Origin of the sequence: Pseudomonas sp. NyZ480 (assembly GCF_029537255.1) — a bacterium.
Classification (GTDB): Bacteria; Pseudomonadota; Gammaproteobacteria; order Pseudomonadales; family Pseudomonadaceae; genus Aquipseudomonas; species Aquipseudomonas taiwanensis.
The window spans coordinates 2,791,162-2,812,214 of sequence record NZ_CP120626.1; the positions used below are offsets into that span (position 1 = coordinate 2,791,162).

The window sequence follows — 21,053 nt, forward strand, 5'->3', positions numbered from 1 at the left end:
TTCAGCTGCGCAACTGCTTGAGCTTGCGGTACAACGTCGCCCGGCTGATGCCCAGCGCTTCAGCGGCAGCCGAAACGTTGCCGTGGTGCCGGGCCAAGGCGCCGCGGATCAATTCCAGCTCGTTGTCCTTCAGGCTGCCCGACGGTGCACCGCCCGTTGCGAGCTCATCGAGCAGGCAGTCGGTGAGGTGATCGAGGGTCAGCACCTGTTCACCCTCCTCGCGCATGGCCAGTGCGGTGCGCACGACCATTTCCAATTGGCGGATGTTGCCTGGCCAGTCGAAACCTTCAAGCAGCGCAGCCAGCGCCGGGTCGAGGCTGACGCCCTTGGCGCCGGCCTTGTGCAGCAGGGCTTCGATGATCCTGGCCAGGTCATCGCGCTCGCGTAGCGCTGGCAAGCGCAGTGACACGCCATTGACCCGGTAGTAAAGGTCTTCGCGAAAATGCTGCTCCTGCACCAAGCGCTTGAGGTCGCGGTGGGTCGCACAGATCAGCGCGACGTCGATCTCTTGCTCATCGCCCGCACCCAGCGGCGCCACCCGGCGCTCTTGCAAGACGCGCAGCAGACGAGCCTGCAAGGCCACCGGCATATCACCGATTTCGTCGAGGAACAACGTGCCGCCGTGGGCCTGCATCAAGCGTCCGACCATGCCGCCTCGGCGCGAGCCGGTAAAAGCGCCCTCGCGGTAGCCGAACAGCTCCGACTCGATCAAACCCTCGGGAATGGCGGCGCAGTTGACCGCCACGAATGGCTTGTCGGCCCGGGGGCTCGCCTGGTGCAGTGCGCGGGCCACCACCTCCTTGCCGGTGCCGGTTTCGCCCAACAGCAGCACCGGCAGACCATTGCCCAAACCCTGGCGCGCCATGCGCAGGTTGCGCGCCAGGCGCGGGTCGCCACCGGCCAATGACTCCAGCGCCTGCGAGCGGGCGGCCGGTGCAGGTTTGTTCGTCGCCACGCTGCCATTGAGGTGCCCATGTCGCGGCACCTGCAAGGCACGGAAAAAGAACTCACCCTTGGCGGTCTGTACGCTGCTCACCCCACCCTGCCACAGGCGCGCGATGAAGGCTGGCGAACGCTCCCCCAGCAGGTCGCTACTGCGCCGGCCGATCAGTCCCTGGCGCGGCAACTGCAGCAGTTGGCAGGCGTTGTCGTTGGCCGCCAGTACTTCGCCGTCCAGACTCAGCGCCAACAAGCCATGCCAGGCGCTGTTGAGGTATTGCGGACGGCTGTGGAAGGCCAGGACAAGGTGTTCGGGGTGGCACAGGCCGAACATTCGGCTTTCGATGTTGCCTGCCGCCAGCATCAGGGTCGACAAGCTGTCCTGTGGCTGGGCCATGACCCCCTCGCGGGTGATGTCGAGCACACCGATCACCTCGCCACGCGGGTCACGCAGCGGCACCGAGGTGCAGGAAAACGGGCTGAGTCGGTCCAGGTAGTGTTCGCCGCAATTGATCAAGGTCGGACGGCCCTCCACCACGGCGGTGCCGATGGCGTTGGTGCCGCGCAATGACTCGCTCCAGCAGCTGCCTGGGTGCAGGTCGCGCAGTCCTTCGCGCTGGAGCACATGCTTCTGGCCTTCGATGGCCAGCACATTGGCCTGGGCATCGCCGAGGATGATGATGCCAGCTTTGCCCTGGCGGGATACCAGGTAATCCAGTTCAGGGGTGACCGCGTCCAGCAACAAGCGATTGCGTTCGAGCAGTGCCTGCAGGTCGTGGCCGTGTTCAAGGCCCAGGCCGACTTGTTCGCCCTGTAGGCAATCGAGGCCATGGCCAAGGCTGCGCCGCCAGGAAGCGTCGATTTCGTCGCGCAGCATGCCCAGTGGCAACTCGCCTTCGCTGGCCAGCTTCAAACGGGCCTGGCGGGATTCGTGAAGCGTGTCCTGGGCGTTTGTTATGGGTATGTGTCGCGCCATCTTTTGCTCCAGCTGTTCCCCCTGCCGGGGGTCGCATGCTTGGTATTTTTTCCGCAGTGTGCGGGAGAAATTTCTGGGCGTCGAGGTGATTGTCTTTAGGAGGGCGGTGCGGTATGGATCGAGCGCCGCCCGCGCGGCGCATCGCGAGCAAGGCTCGCTCCTACGTCTGTTTCGGTCCAATGAGTTCTGCGGGATTTGCGCATGGCGCACTATCGAGTCGTACACTGGCGTTACTGGCCGGAAACCGATGTAGGAGCGAGCCTTGCTCGCGATGCGCCCGCGCGGGCGGCGCTCGATCCATACCCCACCCCCACCCCATAGCCATCCACCTCCCGACCCCACCCCTAACCCCAACCTTGGGGAACCCACCCCACCACGCCATCACCCCCCACCCTGCCGCGATTCAGCAGAACCCAGGCCCCACGGGCCCTCCAGCCCGATTTAGGAGACTTGGCACGGCTGTTGCCGACTCCTGCACAGACGCCCCAAGTCCATGGGCTCGTTCGCAGGAGGAATTGACTCATGCTCCGACCGATACCCCACCCGCTGGCTGTGGCGATCTTCGCCGGCATGCTCCAGCTTCCCGCACAGGCTGCGCTCAACGCTGTCGATACCGGCACCTACACCGAAAACAACGGCAAATTCCCCGCCTGGTACCAGGACAGCCATGGTCGCACCCTCGACCTGTGCCTGACCAAGGCAGTGAGTTCGCGGGTTGCCGGTGCACCCGGCGCGCCTTCGTACATGTGCACGCTGTTGCCGACACCCGGTGTGTTCGACGACACACAACCCATCGCCTTCCCGACCAACTTCCCGGATGAAGCCTTCTGGTTCACCGCCGACGCGGCTATCGTCGATGCTGCCCGTGGCATCGACCTGAGCTATGGCACAGCGATCGAAGCGGCCTTCGGTGCTGGAGGTCCGCTCGATGGCGACCAAGTCAGCTTCGCCCGGGTGCGTATCCGCGTCGACGTACCCGCGGCAGGTACCTATGTGATCACCCATCCCTATGGCGTCGAGGTGTTCGATGTACCTGCCGCCGGGCGCCGGGCAATCAACATGACCCGCGATATCGGTATCGGCAGCCCAGGCGACTTCAGCGGTGCGCTCAAGGGCGATGTCGGCCCGTTCCTGCGCAGCGTCAACGGCCCCTACACCGAGGGCAGCGAGCGCTTCATCGGCGACCCCAATATCGAGGAACGAGTCACCGGCAGCCCGTTCAACACCAACTTCGTACGCATCGAAGGCCCCAACGGCATCGACTTACGCACCGAACTGTTCGCCGTGTCGGGCAAGCTCTCCGACGTCAGCCTGCCCACGCCCTTGATGCCCCAGCGCAGCACGTATTCGCGGCGTACCGAGAATGGCGACCTGCATGCCCAGCAGGACATGTTCGTGCTCGCTCCCCCGCCACCGGCCACCGTCACACTCACCAGCCAGGACCCTAACCTGCCGCTGACCGAGGCCAATGGCACCGGCACCTGGTACGCCCAGTCGGTGGTCAACCCGGCGCCTGGTACCAACCTGCTCATCCACGCCGACAACAGTGTGGCCATCCCCACCAGCACCGTAACCACCGCCACCCTGCCGCTGATCGACCTGGTGACCATCGCCCGCGCCGAGTACAGCCTGTCCAATGGTCTCTTGACCCTGGTCGCCAGCAGCAGCGACGAAACATCGCCACCCGTGCTCACCGCCCACACCGGCAACGGTGCATTGATCGGCAACCTCAGTGGCGATGGATCGCTGAAGTCGCTGACCACCAACCTCTCGCCCATTCCGCCAGCCAAGGTGCAGGTCACCAGCGCCCATGGCGGCAGCGACAGCGAAGACGTGGTGCTGGTGCCATGAACAGACAAAGGTTTCGCCTTCAAGGAGGCACCATGAACACTTGGTCTCGCCGGGCGCTGTGCGCCGCTGGTTTCACCCTGACCATCAGCAGCGCGGCCTGGGCCGCGCTGTCCGAAGTCGACCCCGGCCCCTATACCTTCGCCACCGGCGGTTACCCCATGTGGTACAAGGACGCGGACGGCCTGTCCCTGGAGTTGTGCCAGTCGCGGGCCACAAGTTCGCGGGTACCCAGCGCACCGGGCGCGCCTTCGTATATGTGCACCCTGCTCCCGGAACCGGGTGTCTACGATGACGCACTGCCGTTGGTGTTCCCCGATAACTGGCCGCCAGAGATGTTCTGGTTCCTGGCCGAGGCCACCATCCCGGCAGTCGGCAACAGCGGCTTCGAGCTTGAGGCTTACGTCGCCGGCGTCGAGGCGGCCTTCGCCGCCGAAAACCCGGTCGATGGCGATCAGCAGAGCTTCGCCCGCATCCGCATCCGCGTATCGGTTCCCACTGCAGGCACCTACAAGATCACCCACCCCTATGGCGTCGAGACGGTCAACGTGACCGCACCCGGACGCCGGGCGATCAACATCACCCGCGATATCGGCATCGGCGCGCCAGGCAACTTCACCGGTGCGCTGAACGGCGCAATCGGGCCGTTCCTGCGCGGGGCAGCCGGGCCGTACGTCGAGGTCAACCCGGACACCGGAGCCAGCGAAACCTTCGTCGGTGATCCGAACCGGACCGAGACTGTGCTCGGCAGCCCGTTCAACACCAACTTCATACTCATCGAAGGACCGAACGGCCTCAGCATCACGACCAATCAGTTCACCGTCTCCGGTAAAGTGCTGGACCAACGCGCACAGACCCCAGTGAGCCTGGAACGCGCCACCTACTCGCGCGACGGCTCCGGCACGCGCGTCGCAGTGTTCGCCAAAGCGCCAGGCGATGCCAACCTGTGCATGCGAAATGGCCTGGCACTGGTCGGTACGCCACCCTCGCCCTGCGAGTTCAACCTGTTGGCGGACAACAACGGACTGTTCTTCGCCCAGCAACTGAGTCAAGCAGCACCGCCTCCGGTAGTGGTGGTCACCGCCAGCAGCAGCACAGCGGCGACCCAACCCACGGCCCTGTCCAGCAAGCTGTCCGATATGGTCAACGTCAGTACTGCACGCTATGACTGGGCCAACAAACGCCTGGTGATCGAGGCGCGTTCCAGCGACGAAGTGGTGATTCCCGATCTGGTTGCCCAGGGCTACGGGCGCATGTCCAAGTCCGGAACCCTGCAGACGTTGACGGTCAACGACCTCAAGCAGCCACCAGCCACCGTCACGGTGAAATCCGCCCACGGCGGAAGTGATGTCGAGCCCGTGCTGGTGGTCGGCAATGCCCCGGTCGAAGCCGCCAACCAGCCGCCGCTGGCCCAGGCCGACACCGGCGCCACCAGCGTCGGCGTACCGATCACCCTCAACCTGCTGCTCAACGACAGTGACCCAGACGGCAACGTGCCGCTGACCCTCAGCGACCTCACCCAACCCGGTACGGGCCTGGGCGGCGTAGTCCTTAACGGCACGACCTCGGTGACCTACACCCCGCCAGCCGGGGCCACTCAGCCGGTGGTGGCCACCTTCACCTACCGGGCCATGGACGCCAAGGGCCTGAAGTCCGAGCCTGCCACTGTCACCATCAACGTTGCGCCCAACCAGGCCCCGACCGCCGTGGCCGACACCGTCAACACCCTGGGCGTCCCCATCACCATCAACGTATTGGCCAACGACACCGACCCTGAAGGCAACTTGCCGCTCACTGTCGCCAGTGTCAGCCAACCCGCTGCTGGCAGAGGCACAGTGACCACCGACGGCGCCACGGTCACCTATACCCCACCCGCCACCGTCACCACAGCCTTCCCGGCCACCTTCACCTATGTGGTACGTGACTCCATCGGCGCTACATCCACCCCTGGCACGGTCACGGTCAACGTGTCGCCACGGCCGGCTGCGGAGACTTTCACGGTCACCACCGCAACGGTCACGGCCCGCTCGAACAACCGTTACAACTGGGACTTCAGCGGTACCTCATCGGTGACCACCGGCAATGTCGTTACTGTCCGGGCGACCACCACCACCGGCGTGCAGACCCTAGGCACCGCCACAGTACCGGCCAACGGTCGCTGGCGTCTGTCGGTCAGCAACAGCACCACGGCGGTGCCGACGGCCAGCCCGACGGCGACGATAACCACCAGCCCCGGCACCACGCGCACCGTCAACGTGGTGGTGCAGTAAGGCAGGGAGAACGCCATGAAACGCCTGTACCTACTGCTGCTGTGCCTGGCCCTCGGCGGCCAGGCCAACGGCGCCGAGGACCTGATGGACAACGCTGACCTGGCGGCCGGCAACGACCTGGGTGACCCGGTGATCATCCGCCTGCTGCCGGCTGGCGCCGGCCAGGTAGCGGTGATCGAGCAGCAAGGCGCGGGCAACCGCGCCGCCCTCGACCAGAACGGCCAGGCCCTGCTGGGCCGCATCGTCCAGGGCGGGGGTGCGCAGGAGGCGTTCATCCTGCAGGAAGGCAGTGACCTGATGGCCAGCATTAGCCAACAGGGATATGGCAACAGCGCCTCGATCCGCCAGAGCGGCAGCAGCAACAGCGCGACCATCGAGCAGATCGGCAACAACAACAGCGCCAGCATCGAGCAGTCCGGCTCGGGACTCAGCAGCGCCGTGACCCAGGCCGGCAATGGCCAGCATGTTCAGATCACTCAATATCGATAGACCTGGAGGCACCACCATGTACAAGCTCGCCCCTTTAAGTGCCGCTATCGTCCTGGCCCTGGCCGGCCAGGCCATGGCCGACGACAGCAACTCGAACCAGTCCCAGAACGGTAACCAGAACATCGCCGAGGTGAGCCAAACCCTGGCTCCCTTCGCCTCGGCGACACAGAACCAGAGCGGCAAGGGTCACAATCACATGGCCCTGCAGGACAGCAGCACCAGTGACATTCAACAGAGCGCCACCGGCTCGTACAACGCCGGATACGGTGAGCAATACGGCGAGAACGGCAGCCAGATCCAGCAACAGGCAGGCGGCAACTACAACGATGCCTTCGCCAGCCAGTCCTACGGCGAAGGCAATCAGACGCTGCAGGTGCAACAAGGCAGCGAGAACCGCTCGACCATCTGGCAGGACATGCAGATGGGCAGCCAGGCCATCACCGGACAGACCGGCCAGCGCAACGAAGCGTTCGTCGAGCAAATGTTCGGTGGCACCAACAACAAGAGCGTGATAACCCAGGACGGTGCCGACAACTATGCGGCCGCCGAGCACCTGAACTACCTCGACGGCAACGTCCAGATCTATCAGGAAGGCAAGGAGAACTGGGCCTACGGCGACCAGCGCGACGGCACCGGTGGTGCCATTGGCATCAACCAATATGGCACTGGCAACTCCGTGGAAGTCTGGCAAGACAACCAGATCGGCAGCCAGGCCAACGTCAGTCAGAGCGGCCAGCTCAACGAAGGCTATATCGACCAGAGTTTCGGCGAGGGCAACGTGGCCAACCTGTATCAGAACGGCAAGGGCAACGCCAGTTGGTCGGATCAGTTCGAGACCACCAACACCGTCGCCACCATTTCCCAGACAGGTAACAACAACCTGCACTTCACCTACCAGGAAGGCGACAGCCACAGCCTGAGCGTGACCACCAACGGTAACGGCAACAAGATCCAGGCGAGCAACTGGAAAGGCGACAAGCTCGGCGGCCAGTTCGGTGCCCGCCAACGCGCCGAGATCAACCAGAACGGCAATGGCAACACCGTCAATCTCACCCAGAACGACTCGGACAACCTGGCCCGCCTGAACCAGAAAGGCACCAACAACTCGATGACGACCGACCAGGCCGACACGTACAACGAGTTGTACTTCGAGCAAAACGGTACTGACAACGTATTGATCGCGTCCCAACGCGGCACCGACAACTATGCCTACGGCGAGACCAAGGGCAACACCAACACCATCACCCTCGACCAGTCGGGTACCGGCAACCAGAGCTACACCTATCAACTGTATGGGAGCGGCAACGAAGCCACCATCAAACAGACCGACACCTACAACGTGGCCTACGTGACCCAGGGTGGTCAGAACAACAAGGCCTTCGTCGACCAGAGTGGCGCTAACCAGAACGCCACCATCAGCCAGTTGGGCAGCGGCAACACGGCTACCGTGAACCAACACTGACCCCTTCCCCCTTTGAACCGCGGTGCTTCCTCTCCCTGGTGCCGCGGTTCCTTTTTTGCAAGCCACCCACACAGCGCCCCCAAGTGTGGGAGCGCGTTTACCCGCGAATGGTCCAGCCGCACCAGCAGCGTTAGAATGACCACTCCCAACCGCCGATACCAGCGTAATGATCCAGTCCGATCTCGACCTGTTCGGTCCCCAGCCGCAACGCCTGGCCGCCCACACCGTGCTGCTGCCCGGCTTCGCCTTGGCCGAGATGGAGCCTCTGCTCGACGCCTTGCGCCCAGTGCTGCGTGCCGCACCCTTCAGGCACATGCAGACCCCAGGTGGCCAGCACATGGCGGTGGCCCTGACCAATTGCGGGGCGCTGGGTTGGGTCAGTGATGCGAAGGGGTACCGTTATACCCCGACCGATCCGCAAAGTGGCGAACCCTGGCCGGACCTGCCCCAGGTGTTACTAGGCCTCGCCCGGCGCGCAGCCGAGGTCGCGGGGTTCGAAGGTTTCGTACCGGATGCGTGCCTGGTCAACCACTATTTGCCCGGCACCCGGCTGAGCTTGCACCAGGACAAGAATGAACGGGATTTCAGCCAACCGATCGTGTCTATTTCACTGGGATTGCCCGCGGTGTTTCTGCTGGGCGGCTTGCTGCGCTCGGATCGGACCCAACGGGTACCACTGAGCCATGGCGATGTGATGGTCTGGGGTGGGGAGGACCGGCTGCGGTTTCACGGGGTGATGCCGGTCAAGCCCGGGGTTCATCCGCGAATGGGCGAGCGGCGGATCAACTTGACGTTGCGCAAGGCGGGTTGACGCCGCTGGTCGAACCCCGCTTTGGCAGACCTGTGGAAGGATTGGCACTGCTGGATGAAGCGGCACACACCCGGGTCGGTGCCAGGGTCAGCGTCATCCCTGTGGGTGCGGCCTTGGGCCGCTCCACAGCTGCAGTGCACGGCACTCGCCTGCATGCCGGCTCACTGCTGCTGATACTGGCTCAGGTACTTGTCCACCTCAGCCTTGCCATTGCCGGCCTCCCCCGCCACCTGCCACAAGCGCCGCTCGATCCCTTGCGCCAGCAGGTGCCCCACCGCCGCTTCGATCGCCGACAACACGCACAACTGCGCCGGTTCGTTGGTGGTGTACCCCACCTCTGCCTCGAGCAGCTTCTTGAATTCGATGAACTTGAACACTCCAGCATTGCGCCCGACCGAATAGATCGTCTTGCTGGTCATCACATTGGCCAACACTTGCCCGGTACGCACATCCACCGCCCGCAGGTTGACGGTCACCTGGTCGACCCGGTACTCGCGGGAGATGTCGATGCCCAGGTAGCGCGCGCCCTCGCCGCCGCTGCGCACGTTGGTGTCGTAGGCGATGATGCCGCCTTCGAGCATCAGGTTGGCAGCCTGCAGCGGTGGCAGCTCACCCTGGATGTTCTCGGGCACGTCCGCCTTTTTCTGCGAGGCGCGAATGATCTTGCGCTCGGTCAGCAAGTTCTGCAGGCCTTCACGCTCCAGCACCACGAACCAACCACTGGCATTCAGGGCATCCATCAGCATGCTGGCGGCTCCCTGGGTCACGCTGGTGGAGAACGAACTGGCCGGGGTTGGCTTGTACTGGCCCGTCTGGTCACGGAAGCCGTATACCACAGCCATCAGCCGTCCTTTGGGGCGCGGCATGTTGATCAGATCGTAGTAGGTCGAGGCCCTGGGCGTCAGGGTCGGGGTCTCGGAGTCCTGTTCGGCCGGCATCGGCTCGCGCAGGCTGCAACCTTGCAAGCCTTGCAGGGCGGCGAGAATCAGCAGTGTGCTCAGAAATCGTTTCATGATGCGCTCTCCCCAAAATCGAATACCTGTCCCTCTCAGGGGTTCAGGCCGCTGACCTCGATGATCGACGTCTCTCCCGTGGCGCGGTCGGTGACCTTGATGCTCAGGGCACCCGAGTCGTCGATCACGTCGATCAGGAAGGAATCGGTGGACATGCTCCCGGTCTTGCCGTTGCTGATGTTGTCCAGCAGTTGCGACAACATCCGCGACTCCAACTGGTTGCTGAAGCGTTCCAGGGCCGAGGTACCGCCGAAGGCTTTGCTACGGTCCTTGAGGTCCGGGTCTTCGTAGTCGTTCTGGGCCTGGGCATTGTTCAACAGCCAGGTGCCGTTGAGCGGGTTGCCGCCGAACGCGGGGTTGACCGGGGTGTACACCAGCTCCGTGGCCTGGCTGGCCAAGGCACAGGCCGCCAGGCACATGGCGACGCAACGGGGAACATGGGTGTTCATAGCTCATCCCTCTCCAGATCAGTGGTGTCCTGCAGCAGGCGTTGCAACTTGCGTTGGATGATCTGCTGCTTGACCAGGTCGGCGGCCGCGACGGCCTCTTCTTTGAGTTGGGTGGTATTGGGTGGCAGAAAACGCCGGTACAGCACCTCCCGTTCGTACTCCACCGTGACCAGGCTGCCCCACCGGGCATCCGGGCGTTCGCGCACCACCAGGTTGAAATCCAGGCGGCTGGTAGCGCGCAGCCGGTCGGTGAAGTCGTTGTAGAAGTTGTGGCCGATGTGCGAGATGGTGTTATCGACGATGAACCCCATCATCTCGTCCTCACCACCGGCCTGAGCCAGCGGGCCTGCCAGCAGCAGACTCAGGTACACGGCTGCCAGGCGGGTCATGGCGCTTCTCCCCCACCGGCGTGGGTACGGCTGCCGCCAGCGCTTTCACCGAAGGACTGTTCGGCGACGAACTGCCAGTCGCTGTAATGTTCCAGCCCTTCGAAGGCTGACCATTGGCTGTCGAAGCCCGAGCGCTTGAAGGGGGTCGCATCCGAACGACTGAACACACCGGTGATGCGCCCATCGATCGAGCGCAGCAGGCCCCAGTCGGCGGTGCCGGTCACTGGGTCGGGGTACAGCTTGCGGATGTGCCGCTTGGCTTCGGGGAAGCGGTTGTCCTGCAGCAGGTCGGCCAATTCCTGTGGGTACTGGGCCAGGCCAGGAGACGCCCGGTAGTAGCTGCGCAGGGCCTGGGCGTATTGGCCACCGACCCACAGCAACTGCCGTTCGCGCTCACGCTGGGCGGCGCTGGACCACACCGTGCCGGTAGCGGCCAGGGCCATGCTGCTAACGGCAATCAGCAACAGTACGCCCAGGTAGGTGAAGCCTGCGCAGGCTTTACCATTCGGCATAGAGGCTGCCATCACGCGCCCTCCCTGTGGCACCACTCTTGATATCCGCCACGCCGCCCGCGACGCCCTCCGGAGGGGGCACTAGCTGCCAGGCATCGCTGCGTTCGGTGATCGGGTCGACCGGGGTGTTGCGCAGGTAGCGTTGCTCCACCAGTTGCTCCAGGGATTCTGGGTAGTGCCCTGTATCGCCGTAGTAGTGATCCAGCGCCTCGCGGAGCACCGCCAGGCTCTGGCGCAATGTTGCCTCGCGGGAGCTCTCCAGGCTGTTGAAGTAACGCGGCATGGCGATGGTCATCAACGTGGCGATGATCGCCATCACCACCAGCAGTTCGATCAGGGTGAAGCCGCGGCTGCGTTTCATGGCGTTCACCATTGCCCGTAGGGGATGTCGTTGAGGCCTTTGCCACGGGCCTTGGAGTACACATCGAACACGTCCTCGCCTGGGCGGGGGTTGTCCGGGTCGCTGTCGTAGGCTCGCAGGCCCCAGCCACCTTGGTCCTGATCCTTTGCCGCGAGCATCGGGTCGTGGGGGATGCGACGCAGGAAGTAGAACTTGGCCCCTTTGGCGCTGCGCACATCGCGCACGCCGTCCACCAGCACCTGCAGGCTCGGCGGATAGCCGCTGGCATTCAATCGCTTCTCGATATAGCCGGCATCGAAGGCGCGCTTGTAGGCGTCGATGCCGTCGCGGATCTGGTACAGCGCTTCGCGCAGTTGCTGCTCCTTGCCACGGCGCACCACGGTTTCGGTCAAGGGCGCCGCCATGCTGGCGAGCAGCCCGAGCAGTGCCAGGGTCAGCACCACTTCGATCAGGCTGAAACCTTGCTGATGGCGTTTCATGGCCGTGGGCTCGCCTTGGTTGGCATGCCTGCCATTTGGCTGTCGACCACTGGTGCATCGTCATCCTCGGCCGGGGTCTCGCTCGGCGCTTCGCTGGACGGCAGTGGTTGGCGCATCTGGCGAACCTGCATCGCCGACTCAGTGCCGGTGCCGAATTCCATGTCCGAGGGGCTCTGGTACGGCAGGTTGCGTACGATGCGCGGGGTGATCGCCAGCACCAGCTCGGACTTGCTCATGTCATCTTTGTTGCTGCCGAACAAGCGGCCCAGCCCCGGAATGTCGCCAAGGCCCGGGATCTTGTTACCGCTGGCGTTGTGGTCGTTGCGCACCAGACCGGCCAGCACCTGGGTTTCACCGTCGTGCAGGCGCAAGCTGGTCTGGGCGTTACGGGTATCGACCTGGACCGGAATGGTGCCCTGACGGGTGGCCTCCAGCGGCGTGGCGTTGCTGACCTCGAGCGCCACCTTGATCGCCACTTCGTTGTTCAGGTGCACTGTCGGCTGGACTTCGAGCTTCAGGCCCACATCCAGGTAGGTAACGCTTTCGGTGATGACCGGGCCTTGGGTGGACGGCACCGAGGTGGCGCTGATGATCGGTACCCGCTGGCCGATGTGGATACGCGCCTGTTCGCGGTTGCTCACGCGGATCACCGGGCTGGCCAAGGTGTTGATGTCCTTGTCCTGGGCATTGATCTTGGCCTGGGGCGCCGGCGAGATACTGATGCGGCTGGAGTCGATGCCTCGCAACTGGTCCAGCACGCTGACCGACTTGCCGTCATCGGTCAGCACGCCGAACGTGTTCGGCCATTGCAGGCCGAGATCGAGGATGCGTGACCGGGCCACTTCCATCACCTCCACTTCCAGCACCACCTCTGGGTTGGACTGGTCCTGGGACTGCAGCAGCTTCTCGGCCATGCGGATGGCGTCCGGGGTGTCACGCATGGTCAGGGTGTTCAGGCGCTCGTCGACGAACACGTCGCGGGTCTTGAGCATGGTCTTGACCATGTTCAACGCGGTGTTGGCGTCGATGCTGGTCAGGTAGAAGGTGCGCATGACCAGTTCCTGATAGTCCTTGGTCTTTTGTGGCGAGTCGGGATAGACCAGCAGCGTGTTGTCGTTGACGATCTTCTGGCGCAGCTGGTTCTGCTCCAGCAGCAGGGCCACGGCATCCTCGATGCGCACCTCACGAACGAAAATGGTGGCTTTGATGTCCGGGCGCAGGTCTTTGTCGAAGATGAAGTTGATGCCCGCTACCTGCGACAGCACCTCGAAGATGGTCTTGAGGTTGGCATCGCGAAACTCAAGGGTCACCGGGCGTTCGAGCTTGCTGCGCAGCTGCGGGAACGGCTGGGCGGTGCGGGCCTGGACGTTCTCGATGTCGCTACGCAGCATGATGCCCTTCTGGTTCTGTGGGTCGAGGCGCAGCACTTCACGCATGTAGCGCTCGGCGCCGAACAGATCGCCCTGGCGCAACGCGGCCTGGCCCAGGGCCACGCGGTCATCGAGGGTACGCATCAACTCCAGCTGGCGGATGCCTTCCTGGGCGCGGCGGTTGTTCGGCTCGATGGTGAGCACCCGGCCATACCCCAACCGGGCGCCAGCGAAATCGTGGCGGATGCGGTCGGAATCGGCCTGGCCAAGCAGCGCCTCGACCGCGGCCTGGCGCCCATGGGCCAGGGCGATGTTCAGCTCGGTGTCGCGCGGGTCTTCGCGCAGCGCCTCTTCCAGGCGGGCGATACCCGCCTCGTACTGGCCTTCCTTCATCAGCTCGGCGCTGTCCTTGCGTACCGCACTGGAGCCACACCCTGCGATGGCCACGCACAGGGCCAACAGCAAGAACGGAGCAGGCTTGCACGACTTCGATGGCTTCATGGTGCGCTCCCGACAGACAAGGTCTGCGACTGATGCAAGGGCAGGTAGACCAGGTCCAGCTCGTTGGCCGAGACCCGATCGAGGCGGTAGGTATCGTCAATCACGTCGCCCTGGCGCACGACGTAGAGTTTTTCGCCGCGCTGCAGGAAGATCTGCAGGTCGTCGCGGTCGCCAAGGCGTCCAACGAACTGGAACGGCAGCTCGGGTGCGGTCGGGGCAACGGCCACGACAGGCGCTGCCTGGACAGGCTGTTCGGTGACAATGGCCAGGGCCTGGGGTCGGGTCCATTGCTGGCTGGGGAACAGATCTTTGGAAGCGTGTTCTGGTGTGATCGCCACCCTTTCGGTTGCGACCTGTTTCGTGCCCGTCGTTGGCGCCGGCTTGCCAGCGATGGAGTCTGACGCCTGGTCTTCGCCGAACCAGTGCCCAGGCGCCCAGGCCAGGGCCGCCGACACCCCGAGAAAGCCGATCCACATCACTGCGCGCTGAGTGTTCATCACGACCTCGACAGATAAAGGGTCATGCGCAGGCGGCCATTGAGCTCGCGGTCGCCAATGCGTTTGCGTTGCAATTCAAGGTCTTCCAGCACCAGGGTCGGCAGTTGGTTGAGCAAGCCTTTGAGGAAGCCGCGGATCTGCAGGTAGCTGCCACGTACCGGCAGCACGATCTGGTAGCGTGCCAACTGGGTCTTGGGGTCGATGCCCAGCGCATATTCGCCTCGCGCCAAGCTGATGTGCTCTGCGCTAGCCAGGTGGTACATGCGCTCGATCAATGCGCTGGCCTGGGGCTGCCCTGGCAATTGCTGGCGCAGGCTGTCGAGCGCCTGTTGCTCAGGCTTCACGGCGATTTTCAGTTCGCCACGCTTGACCCGTTCCACCTGCGCACTGGCATCGGCCTCGTCGGCGCGCAGCTCGCGCACGGTTTGCCATTGCGGCAACAGAGCGCCAATCGCCATCGCCAGGGCCAGTGTGCCAAGGGTCATCGCAGCAAGTCCCACAGGACCGAATCGGCGCAGCTGTTCGTGAAGTATCAGACTAGGGACGCGCATGGCCGGTCTCCCAGGTGGCGGTCAGGGTGAAACGCACGGGGTGCTCCGGCTGGCCGGATACCACTTCGTGGTTGAGCAGCGACACGTCGCTGAGCTCGGCGCTGGCTTCCAGGCGCTGGTGGTACTGCAGCATCGCCTCCAGGTTGCGTGCCTCGGCGGCGATGCGCACCTGGCCTTTGCGGGCGTCGGGGGTCAGGGTCAGCAGCGCCACGTCTTCCTGCGGCTGCGCTTCGAGCATGCTGAATAGCTGCTGCCAGGGGCGTTGCAGTTGCTGTGAGACGCTGCGCATCTGCGCCAGGCGTTCAGCCTGCTCGCGGCTGGCGGCGCTGTTCTGCGGGGCGGCGGTGGCCGGACGGCGGCCCAACTGCAGCTCCAGGTTGTGCACCTGGGCCTCCAGGGCGATCTGCTCGGCCTGAAGCTGTTGCAAAACCAGCAGCAGTGCGCTCAGCAGCACACCGCCCACGGCCAGTAGCGACCACGCCAAGGGCCCGCTGCGCCGGGGCTGGAACTCCAGGTCGAGGCGGCGCATGTCAGGCCACCGCCCGCCACATGGCGCACAGCGGGTCGGCCTCGCTGGCCGGCTGGCACAGCTGGACCGCCTCCAGTTGCGGCACGTCGCCCCGCCCCGGCGCGTGCAGGTAGACCCGTGGCGGATGCTCGCCGTACAGCTCGCAAGTGCGCTCGATCAGCGCTTGCAAGGCCTGGTCAGTGTCGGCGCAGCCTTGCGCGAGCACCTGCTGCCAGGCGCCACCTGCGGCCAACAGCAGCACGCTGCGGCGCGGTTCGGCCAGCACGAACAGAAAGTCCCCCTGTTCCAGCCGCGCCGAGCAGCGGTTGTAGGCGGCCATCAAGTAAGGTTGTACCGAGCGCAGGTTCAGGCGGCTTTCCCGACCGAGGGCCTGCAGTCCTTGCAGCAAGGCCTCCGGCAGCGCGGTGGCGATACGGGCGCTGCCGGCTGGCTCTGGCGACAGCACAATGCGCCAATCCTCTAGCGACTGCCCGTAGAGGTTCTCGAAGCACGCCCGGGCGTAGGCATCGAGCTCACGCGGATGGTGGATGGCATCGCTCCAGGGCACCAAGCAGAAGCGGCTGTAGCGGGCCGACAGCAGTACCCGTAACGGTGCTCCACGCACCGCATGCTCGGCCACCAGCCCGGCCAGCGCCTCCAGGGCAGGCACCCAGTTCGGTTGGGCGGCGTCGCAGCTAAACTCGCGGCTGCCGAGCCATTGGTGGTGGTTGGCGTGCCAGCGACCCAGGCCGACACCTTCGGCGCCAAGCACGGCGCAGAAACGATCAGATGAATGTGACACGGTTGATCTCCTCAAGGGTGGTACGGCCCTCGCGGACCAGGTCCAGGGCCGACGCCCGCAGCAGGCGCAGGCCGCGCTGGCAGGCCAGCGACTTGATCTGCGACACGGGGCGGCGTTCGACGATCATCTGCCGCAGGTCGTCGTCCAGGTGCAGTAACTCGGCGATGGCGCTACGCCCGCGATAGCCACTTCCACGGCACTGGCCGCAGCCCTGGGCGCGCACGAACGACCAACCGACGACCGCTTCCCTGGTCAACCCCGAGGCGGCCAGTGTTTCGTCATCTGGTTGATGGGCCGTGGCGCAGTGGGGACAGGCCAGGCGGATCAGGCGCTGCGCGAGCACGGCATTGAGTGCCGAAACGAAGCTGTACGGGTCGACCTGCATCTGGCTGAAGCGGCCGATCACATCGAAGACGTTGTTGGCGTGGATGGTGGTGAACACCAGGTGACCGGTAAGCGCCGATTGCACGGCGATCTGTGCGGTATCCGGGTCGCGAATCTCTCCGACGAGGATCTTGTCCGGGTCATGACGCAGGATCGAACGCAGCCCGCGGGCGAAGGTCAGGCCCTTTTTCTCGTTGACCGGTATTTGCAGCACACCCGGCAGCTGGTACTCGACCGGGTCCTCGATGGTGATGATCTTGTCCACCCCGTGGTTGATCTCGCTGATCATTGCGTACAGGGTGGTGGTCTTGCCGCTGCCGGTGGGGCCGGTGACCAGTATCATGCCGTAGGGTTCGGCGGCCAGCCGGCGCAGGGCGCGCAGGGTTTCGTCGGCAAAACCCAGGGCCTGCAACTGCACGCCGCTGACGTGGTCGGACAAGTCTTGCTTGTCGAGTACCCGCAGCACCGCGTCTTCGCCAAAGATGCTGGGCATGATCGAGACCCGGAAGTCGATCTGCCGCTCGCCCACGGCGACCTTGAAGCGGCCGTCCTGAGGGACGCGCTTCTCGCCGATATCCAGCTCGGCCATGACCTTGATCCGTGAGATGACCTGGTCGGCGAACGCACTGCCGCTGGCTTTGCCGGCGCCATTTAGCACGCCGTCGATGCGGTACTTGATCGTCAGGCCCTGACCGGTCATGCCCAGGTGGATGTCACTGGCATGCTGCTTGAGGGCATCGTACAGCGTCGAGTTGACCAGCTTGACCACGCGACTCTGGTCTTCGCTGATGCTGGCCAGCGACAGGCGTTGCAGCGGGTCGCTCTCGTTGCTGGCCTCGTTTTCGTGGCCCAGGGCGTCGACCGCGTGGAAGCTTTCTTCATGGCGGGCCAGAAAAGTGGCCAGGTCGGCAGCGTGGGTCAGGTACAGTGGCGCACCTTGCAGAATGTCGTCGATCCAGGCCAGCCGGGCCGGTTCGAAGGGGTCGGCGAACACACCCAGGCGCTCCCCGCCCTGCTCAATCAGTACGAACTCGCGTTTCAGGCACTGGGCCAGGCTGACCGTGTCGAAGCAGGCGGTGCTGGCCAGCAGCGCCTGGCTGCCCAGCACTGGGTAATGCAGGGTGGCGCCAAGGCGACGGGTGAAGGTATCGGGGGCATCGTTGGCCAGGCGTTCGAGGCAGGTAAGCAGGCGTTCACCGCAAGCTTGCTGGCGGGCCTGGGCCAGGAGCTCACGGGGGTATGCAACCCATGCCGAGGTGTCCGCCGATTCGGCGCCGTCTCGGCGTGCAAAGCCGTCCTGTGGGAGGGGGGTTACCCGCGAAAGGGCCGGTGCAGGCTCAGAGGCTTCCTTGGCTGTATCGACGACATCGGTCATGGCCTGCGACTCCGCTCAGGGGCGCGTCGCTGGCTGCTTCAGTCAGGGCCGCGGGCGCCGCTATTCCCCGGTGAGCAGTTGATCGTCGTCAGGTTCTGGAGGCTTGGCGCCATGACGGCGGCGATCGGCCAGTACCCAGCTGCCATCGTACAACTGCAAGGGGAACGATTCGTTCCTGTTCTGGCGTCGTTCGACGAACCCTTCGGCTGGGTGGTCCGTAGCCCTGCGCTGGCGTTGCATGCCCATCAGGTCGAAGATCACGCGGGCCAGTTCCGCCAATGGGAACGGCTTGAACAGGACATGGGTCACTCCCAGTTCGGCGGCTCGCTCACGGACCTCAACGGTCGGGTGGGCGGTGATCAGCACGAAGTGGCATTGCCTGTTCTTCTCACGCGCGCTCTGCAGAACCTGAAAACCCTCCATATCGGGCAAGCGGTAATCCAGCACGATCACATCCGGCGCCAGGCTCTCAGCCAGGCCAATACCGCTGGCACCGTCGTGGGCAACATGGACTTCCAGGCCTTGCGCCTGCAAATACGACTGCAGGTTCTGCGCAAGGGTCTGTTCGTCATCGACTACCAATACTCTGTTCACCAAGGTCGACTCCCAAGAACTACCCGGTTACCCAGTCTGCGAAGTGCGGCCTCGATAAGGCTTGAGCAGGCTTCGTGCCAGGCGTGAAGGGTCATGTTGCACCACTGTAAGTCATTGATTTGGCAGGCGTGTTTCGAACGCTTCACGCCAAGGATGTGCTCGGTTCCCCACTTCCGGGGGAGGTGATAGCACATTGCCAAGCCGGGTTTCCCCAGCATTGGGGAAACGCTACTGCCGGGCTCAGTCGGCGACCTCCACTGTAGCGGAATCTCGCAAACGTTGGCGCACGGCTTGCCGCGCCTGAGCTTGCAATTGCTCGATGAGCGCGGCCCTGGCCAGTTCCAGCCCTTGTTCCGGTATGACAGAAGGGTTATCACTTTGGTTCTGCGTTCCTTGCAGTCTTTGTCGATTGGCTCGGTAGAACGCCTCTACTTCGGGCTTGCCAGGCTCATCGACGACGCTTAGCTGGGCATAGACCTGCTGCGCGGCCAGTTCGTGACGCACGTAATCAGCGTAATTTGCCCTATCGAACCCCGCCTCTGCCAGCTTTCGTTCGAACACCGCCGGGCTGCCGAACGCCGCTTCCAGCTGGCTGACCTGAGCCGATACCTCCTCGTCGCTGATGACGATGCCGCGTCGTTGGGCTTCCTGCCAGAGCAGTTCCTTATCGATCAATTCATCCAGCGCCTGGTCGCGAAGGCGCTTGTACAGGCCCGGATTGCGGATACTGGTCACAGCCCTGCCCTGGGCATCGAGGTATTCGCTGAAGTAGCGCTCCAGGCGCATTACACCGATTTCCACACCATTGACCCGCGCCGCTGGTTGCTCTGCCCAACCGGTGCTGGAAAGCAACCATAACAGCGCCAGCATCAGCATACGCATGGCCACCTCCACTCAAGGCATTTCCGGCAACGGCCGGTACGGGGCAACGGCGGTGAAGCGCGGCCCAGGCAATGACACGGCCACCACATGAGCGCCCGCCATGCCTTGGCGACGACCGGGGCCGAAGTTGAGGGCCGGAGTGAGGCCCGTGTTGACGTCATGCAAACCTTCCAGCGCCACCACCAGTCGTTCGCGACTAGCGTCGCGACCGATTTGCTTCAAGGCGTCGGTCAACAGGCGCAAGGCGCACAAGGTGTTGACCTGCAGCGAAGCCTGGCGCGGGTCCAGTCCCTGGCGGCGTTGTACGCCGGCCAAGGTCGCCAGGCCGTTCTCGGTCCAGTCATCGGGCACGAACGGATAGGCCAGGAATACACGCTGCGACCATTGCGCTGGCAACTGCGCCACAGCGCCCGCCACCTGACTGGAGGCCGCCAGCAAATAAGGATCGCGACCGGCTGCCTGCAGTGCACTGGCCAGTTCGGTGAAGGCCTGCGCACGACCGACGAACACAACGCCCTGCGCCTCCAGCGCCTGGCCGGCGAACAACTGCGCAGGCCTGGTAGCCCAGCCCTGCTTGTGCAAGCGTTCACGTACCTGCTCGGCCAACGATGCCTGTTCGGCGCCGGCGTAGACCACCTGCAAGCCATCGGCAGGCACACCCAGGGCCGTCCGTGCGTGCTCGGCCAGGCTCAATAACTGCGCGGGCAACCCTGGTAGAGGGTCGAATATCTGCGCGCTGCCGCCGCTGCGTGGTGTGCTGCCCACCAACGGCACACCACGCTGCTCGAGCGCAGCCACCAGCTGTTCATCGAGCATCGGTGCCAAGGGTGAAATCAACGCGAACACCTGCTGCTCGTCCAGCAGGCGTTCGAGTGCCTGGCTGGCGCTGGAGGGATCATTGCCTGGGTCCCGCACCACCAGCTCCAGACGCCGGCCGTGGATGCCACCCTGCTGGTTGAGCTGTGCCAGGCCATCCTCAATGACGGCGCGCACCACATGGCCAGCGTCGGCCAACGGCCCGCTGCCGGGCAACAGCGTGCCCAAACGCAGCACGTCCTCCTCGACACCAGGGTCACGATCGTCGCTCAGCCGCTTTAGGTAGGCGGTCAGGTTGCGCTGGTCGGCCAAGGTCAGTTCGAAGCGTGGCATTGCCGCGTCCAGGCGGTTGCCAGCAGGGTCGATACCCTGCTGGATCGCGCGCGCCAGGGTGCTGTCGGTGTAGGCAGGGTAGCTACGGCCATTGGTTTGGCGCTCGCCTTGGCCAAGCCCCAGACGCGACCAGTCCAGGCTTGGTGGACGAACTCCGCCTTCGGCGCGGCCACGCCCATCGGCACCGTGGCAACTGGCGCAGGGCAGCACGTGGGCCGGCACGGTCAGGCCACTGGCACCGACCCGCGCCAACAGCTGGGCTTCGCTGCTGGAAATGCCTTCGCGGTAAAGGCGCTTGCCGGCCTGCTCGTGCTCGGTCAGATCCAGGGCCTGGGCGCAGAAACTCGATAGCAGGCTCAGGCACAGAACGCCTCCTCGCATCGCGCTGAGCGCGGATGTGGGAGTCAGACGGAACGAGAGCGCGCACTGCGGCCCCTTCGCG

21 protein-coding genes are annotated in these 21,053 nt (G+C 64.4%); 5 read left to right on the plus strand and 16 right to left on the minus strand.

What is annotated here, in order from left to right; all coding sequences use genetic code 11:
* Window position 1: 1 nt before the first annotated feature.
* A complete protein-coding gene (locus P3R38_RS12720; protein WP_277686196.1) occupies window positions 2-1,915 on the minus strand; it encodes a sigma-54-dependent Fis family transcriptional regulator in 1,914 nt (637 codons plus the stop codon).
* Window positions 1,916-2,437: 522 nt separating this feature from the next.
* On the opposite strand from P3R38_RS12720, the gene P3R38_RS12725 reads away from it, so the two are divergent.
* From P3R38_RS12725 to alkB, 5 genes are all read left to right on the plus strand, one after another.
* Window positions 2,438-3,766 carry a hypothetical protein gene (locus P3R38_RS12725; RefSeq protein WP_277686197.1) on the plus strand — a complete coding sequence of 443 codons (1,329 nt, stop codon included), beginning with the start codon at window positions 2,438-2,440 and terminating at the stop codon, window positions 3,764-3,766.
* 32 nt (window positions 3,767-3,798) lie between these two features.
* Window positions 3,799-6,033: an Ig-like domain-containing protein gene (locus P3R38_RS12730; protein ID WP_104883883.1), complete on the plus strand. Its 2,235-nt coding sequence runs from the start codon at window positions 3,799-3,801 to the stop codon at window positions 6,031-6,033.
* Window positions 6,034-6,048: 15 nt separating this feature from the next.
* The gene (locus tag P3R38_RS12735; RefSeq protein WP_023380642.1) at window positions 6,049-6,522 is read left to right on the plus strand and encodes a curlin-associated protein; all 474 of its coding nucleotides are present in this window, start codon (window positions 6,049-6,051) and stop codon (window positions 6,520-6,522) included.
* 16 nt (window positions 6,523-6,538) lie between these two features.
* Window positions 6,539-7,984 (plus strand): curlin, encoded by a 1,446-nt coding sequence (locus P3R38_RS12740; RefSeq protein ID WP_104883882.1) that lies wholly within the window; start codon window positions 6,539-6,541, stop codon window positions 7,982-7,984.
* Between the two features lie 166 nt (window positions 7,985-8,150).
* Window positions 8,151-8,795: a DNA oxidative demethylase AlkB gene (alkB, locus tag P3R38_RS12745; RefSeq protein WP_104881743.1), complete on the plus strand. Its 645-nt coding sequence runs from the start codon at window positions 8,151-8,153 to the stop codon at window positions 8,793-8,795.
* Between the two features lie 161 nt (window positions 8,796-8,956).
* On the opposite strand, the gene P3R38_RS12750 is transcribed toward alkB, so the two are convergent.
* From P3R38_RS12750 to P3R38_RS12820, 15 genes are all read right to left on the minus strand, one after another.
* Window positions 8,957-9,808, minus strand: coding sequence for a CsgG/HfaB family protein (locus tag P3R38_RS12750; RefSeq protein ID WP_023380645.1), 852 nt, complete (start codon window positions 9,806-9,808; stop codon window positions 8,957-8,959).
* A gap of 35 nt (window positions 9,809-9,843) precedes the next feature.
* A complete protein-coding gene (locus tag P3R38_RS12755) occupies window positions 9,844-10,257 on the minus strand; it encodes a curli assembly protein CsgF (protein WP_023380646.1) in 414 nt (137 codons plus the stop codon).
* Complete coding sequence (gene csgE, locus P3R38_RS12760; protein WP_023380647.1) at window positions 10,254-10,646, minus strand: curli production assembly/transport protein CsgE; 393 nt, start codon at window positions 10,644-10,646, stop codon at window positions 10,254-10,256. Before csgE ends, P3R38_RS12755 begins: the two co-directional genes overlap by 4 nt.
* A complete protein-coding gene (locus P3R38_RS12765; protein ID WP_027906923.1) occupies window positions 10,643-11,170 on the minus strand; it encodes a type II secretion system protein in 528 nt (175 codons plus the stop codon). Before P3R38_RS12765 ends, csgE begins: the two co-directional genes overlap by 4 nt.
* Window positions 11,145-11,519: a type II secretion system protein gene (locus tag P3R38_RS12770; protein ID WP_023380649.1), complete on the minus strand. Its 375-nt coding sequence runs from the start codon at window positions 11,517-11,519 to the stop codon at window positions 11,145-11,147. The genes P3R38_RS12765 and P3R38_RS12770 overlap by 26 nt, the downstream gene beginning before the upstream one ends.
* A 5-nt stretch (window positions 11,520-11,524) precedes the next feature.
* Window positions 11,525-11,998 (minus strand): type II secretion system protein, encoded by a 474-nt coding sequence (locus P3R38_RS12775; protein ID WP_023380650.1) that lies wholly within the window; start codon window positions 11,996-11,998, stop codon window positions 11,525-11,527.
* Entirely contained in the window at window positions 11,995-13,869 is a 1,875-nt protein-coding gene (locus P3R38_RS12780) for a secretin N-terminal domain-containing protein (protein WP_023380651.1), read from the minus strand. The genes P3R38_RS12775 and P3R38_RS12780 overlap by 4 nt, the downstream gene beginning before the upstream one ends.
* On the minus strand, window positions 13,866-14,366 hold the full coding sequence (locus tag P3R38_RS12785; RefSeq protein WP_023380652.1) for a hypothetical protein: 501 nt from the start codon (window positions 14,364-14,366) through the stop codon (window positions 13,866-13,868). The genes P3R38_RS12780 and P3R38_RS12785 overlap by 4 nt, the downstream gene beginning before the upstream one ends.
* Window positions 14,366-14,917: a type 4a pilus biogenesis protein PilO gene (pilO, locus tag P3R38_RS12790; protein WP_027906922.1), complete on the minus strand. Its 552-nt coding sequence runs from the start codon at window positions 14,915-14,917 to the stop codon at window positions 14,366-14,368. Before pilO ends, P3R38_RS12785 begins: the two co-directional genes overlap by 1 nt.
* Entirely contained in the window at window positions 14,904-15,446 is a 543-nt protein-coding gene (locus P3R38_RS12795) for a PilN domain-containing protein (protein WP_023380654.1), read from the minus strand. The genes pilO and P3R38_RS12795 overlap by 14 nt, the downstream gene beginning before the upstream one ends.
* A gap of 1 nt (window position 15,447) precedes the next feature.
* Entirely contained in the window at window positions 15,448-16,227 is a 780-nt protein-coding gene (locus P3R38_RS12800) for a hypothetical protein (RefSeq protein WP_023380655.1), read from the minus strand.
* Window positions 16,211-17,986, minus strand: a complete 1,776-nt coding sequence (locus tag P3R38_RS12805; protein WP_023380656.1) for a GspE/PulE family protein — start codon at window positions 17,984-17,986, stop codon at window positions 16,211-16,213. Before P3R38_RS12805 ends, P3R38_RS12800 begins: the two co-directional genes overlap by 17 nt.
* A gap of 60 nt (window positions 17,987-18,046) precedes the next feature.
* Entirely contained in the window at window positions 18,047-18,583 is a 537-nt protein-coding gene (locus P3R38_RS12810; protein WP_027906920.1) for a response regulator, read from the minus strand.
* A 237-nt stretch (window positions 18,584-18,820) separates the two neighbouring features.
* Window positions 18,821-19,462 carry a SurA N-terminal domain-containing protein gene (locus P3R38_RS12815; protein WP_023380658.1) on the minus strand — a complete coding sequence of 214 codons (642 nt, stop codon included), beginning with the start codon at window positions 19,460-19,462 and terminating at the stop codon, window positions 18,821-18,823.
* Between the two features lie 12 nt (window positions 19,463-19,474).
* Window positions 19,475-20,992, minus strand: a complete 1,518-nt coding sequence (locus P3R38_RS12820; RefSeq protein ID WP_277687212.1) for an ABC transporter substrate-binding protein — start codon at window positions 20,990-20,992, stop codon at window positions 19,475-19,477.
* Window positions 20,993-21,053: the final 61 nt, after the last annotated feature.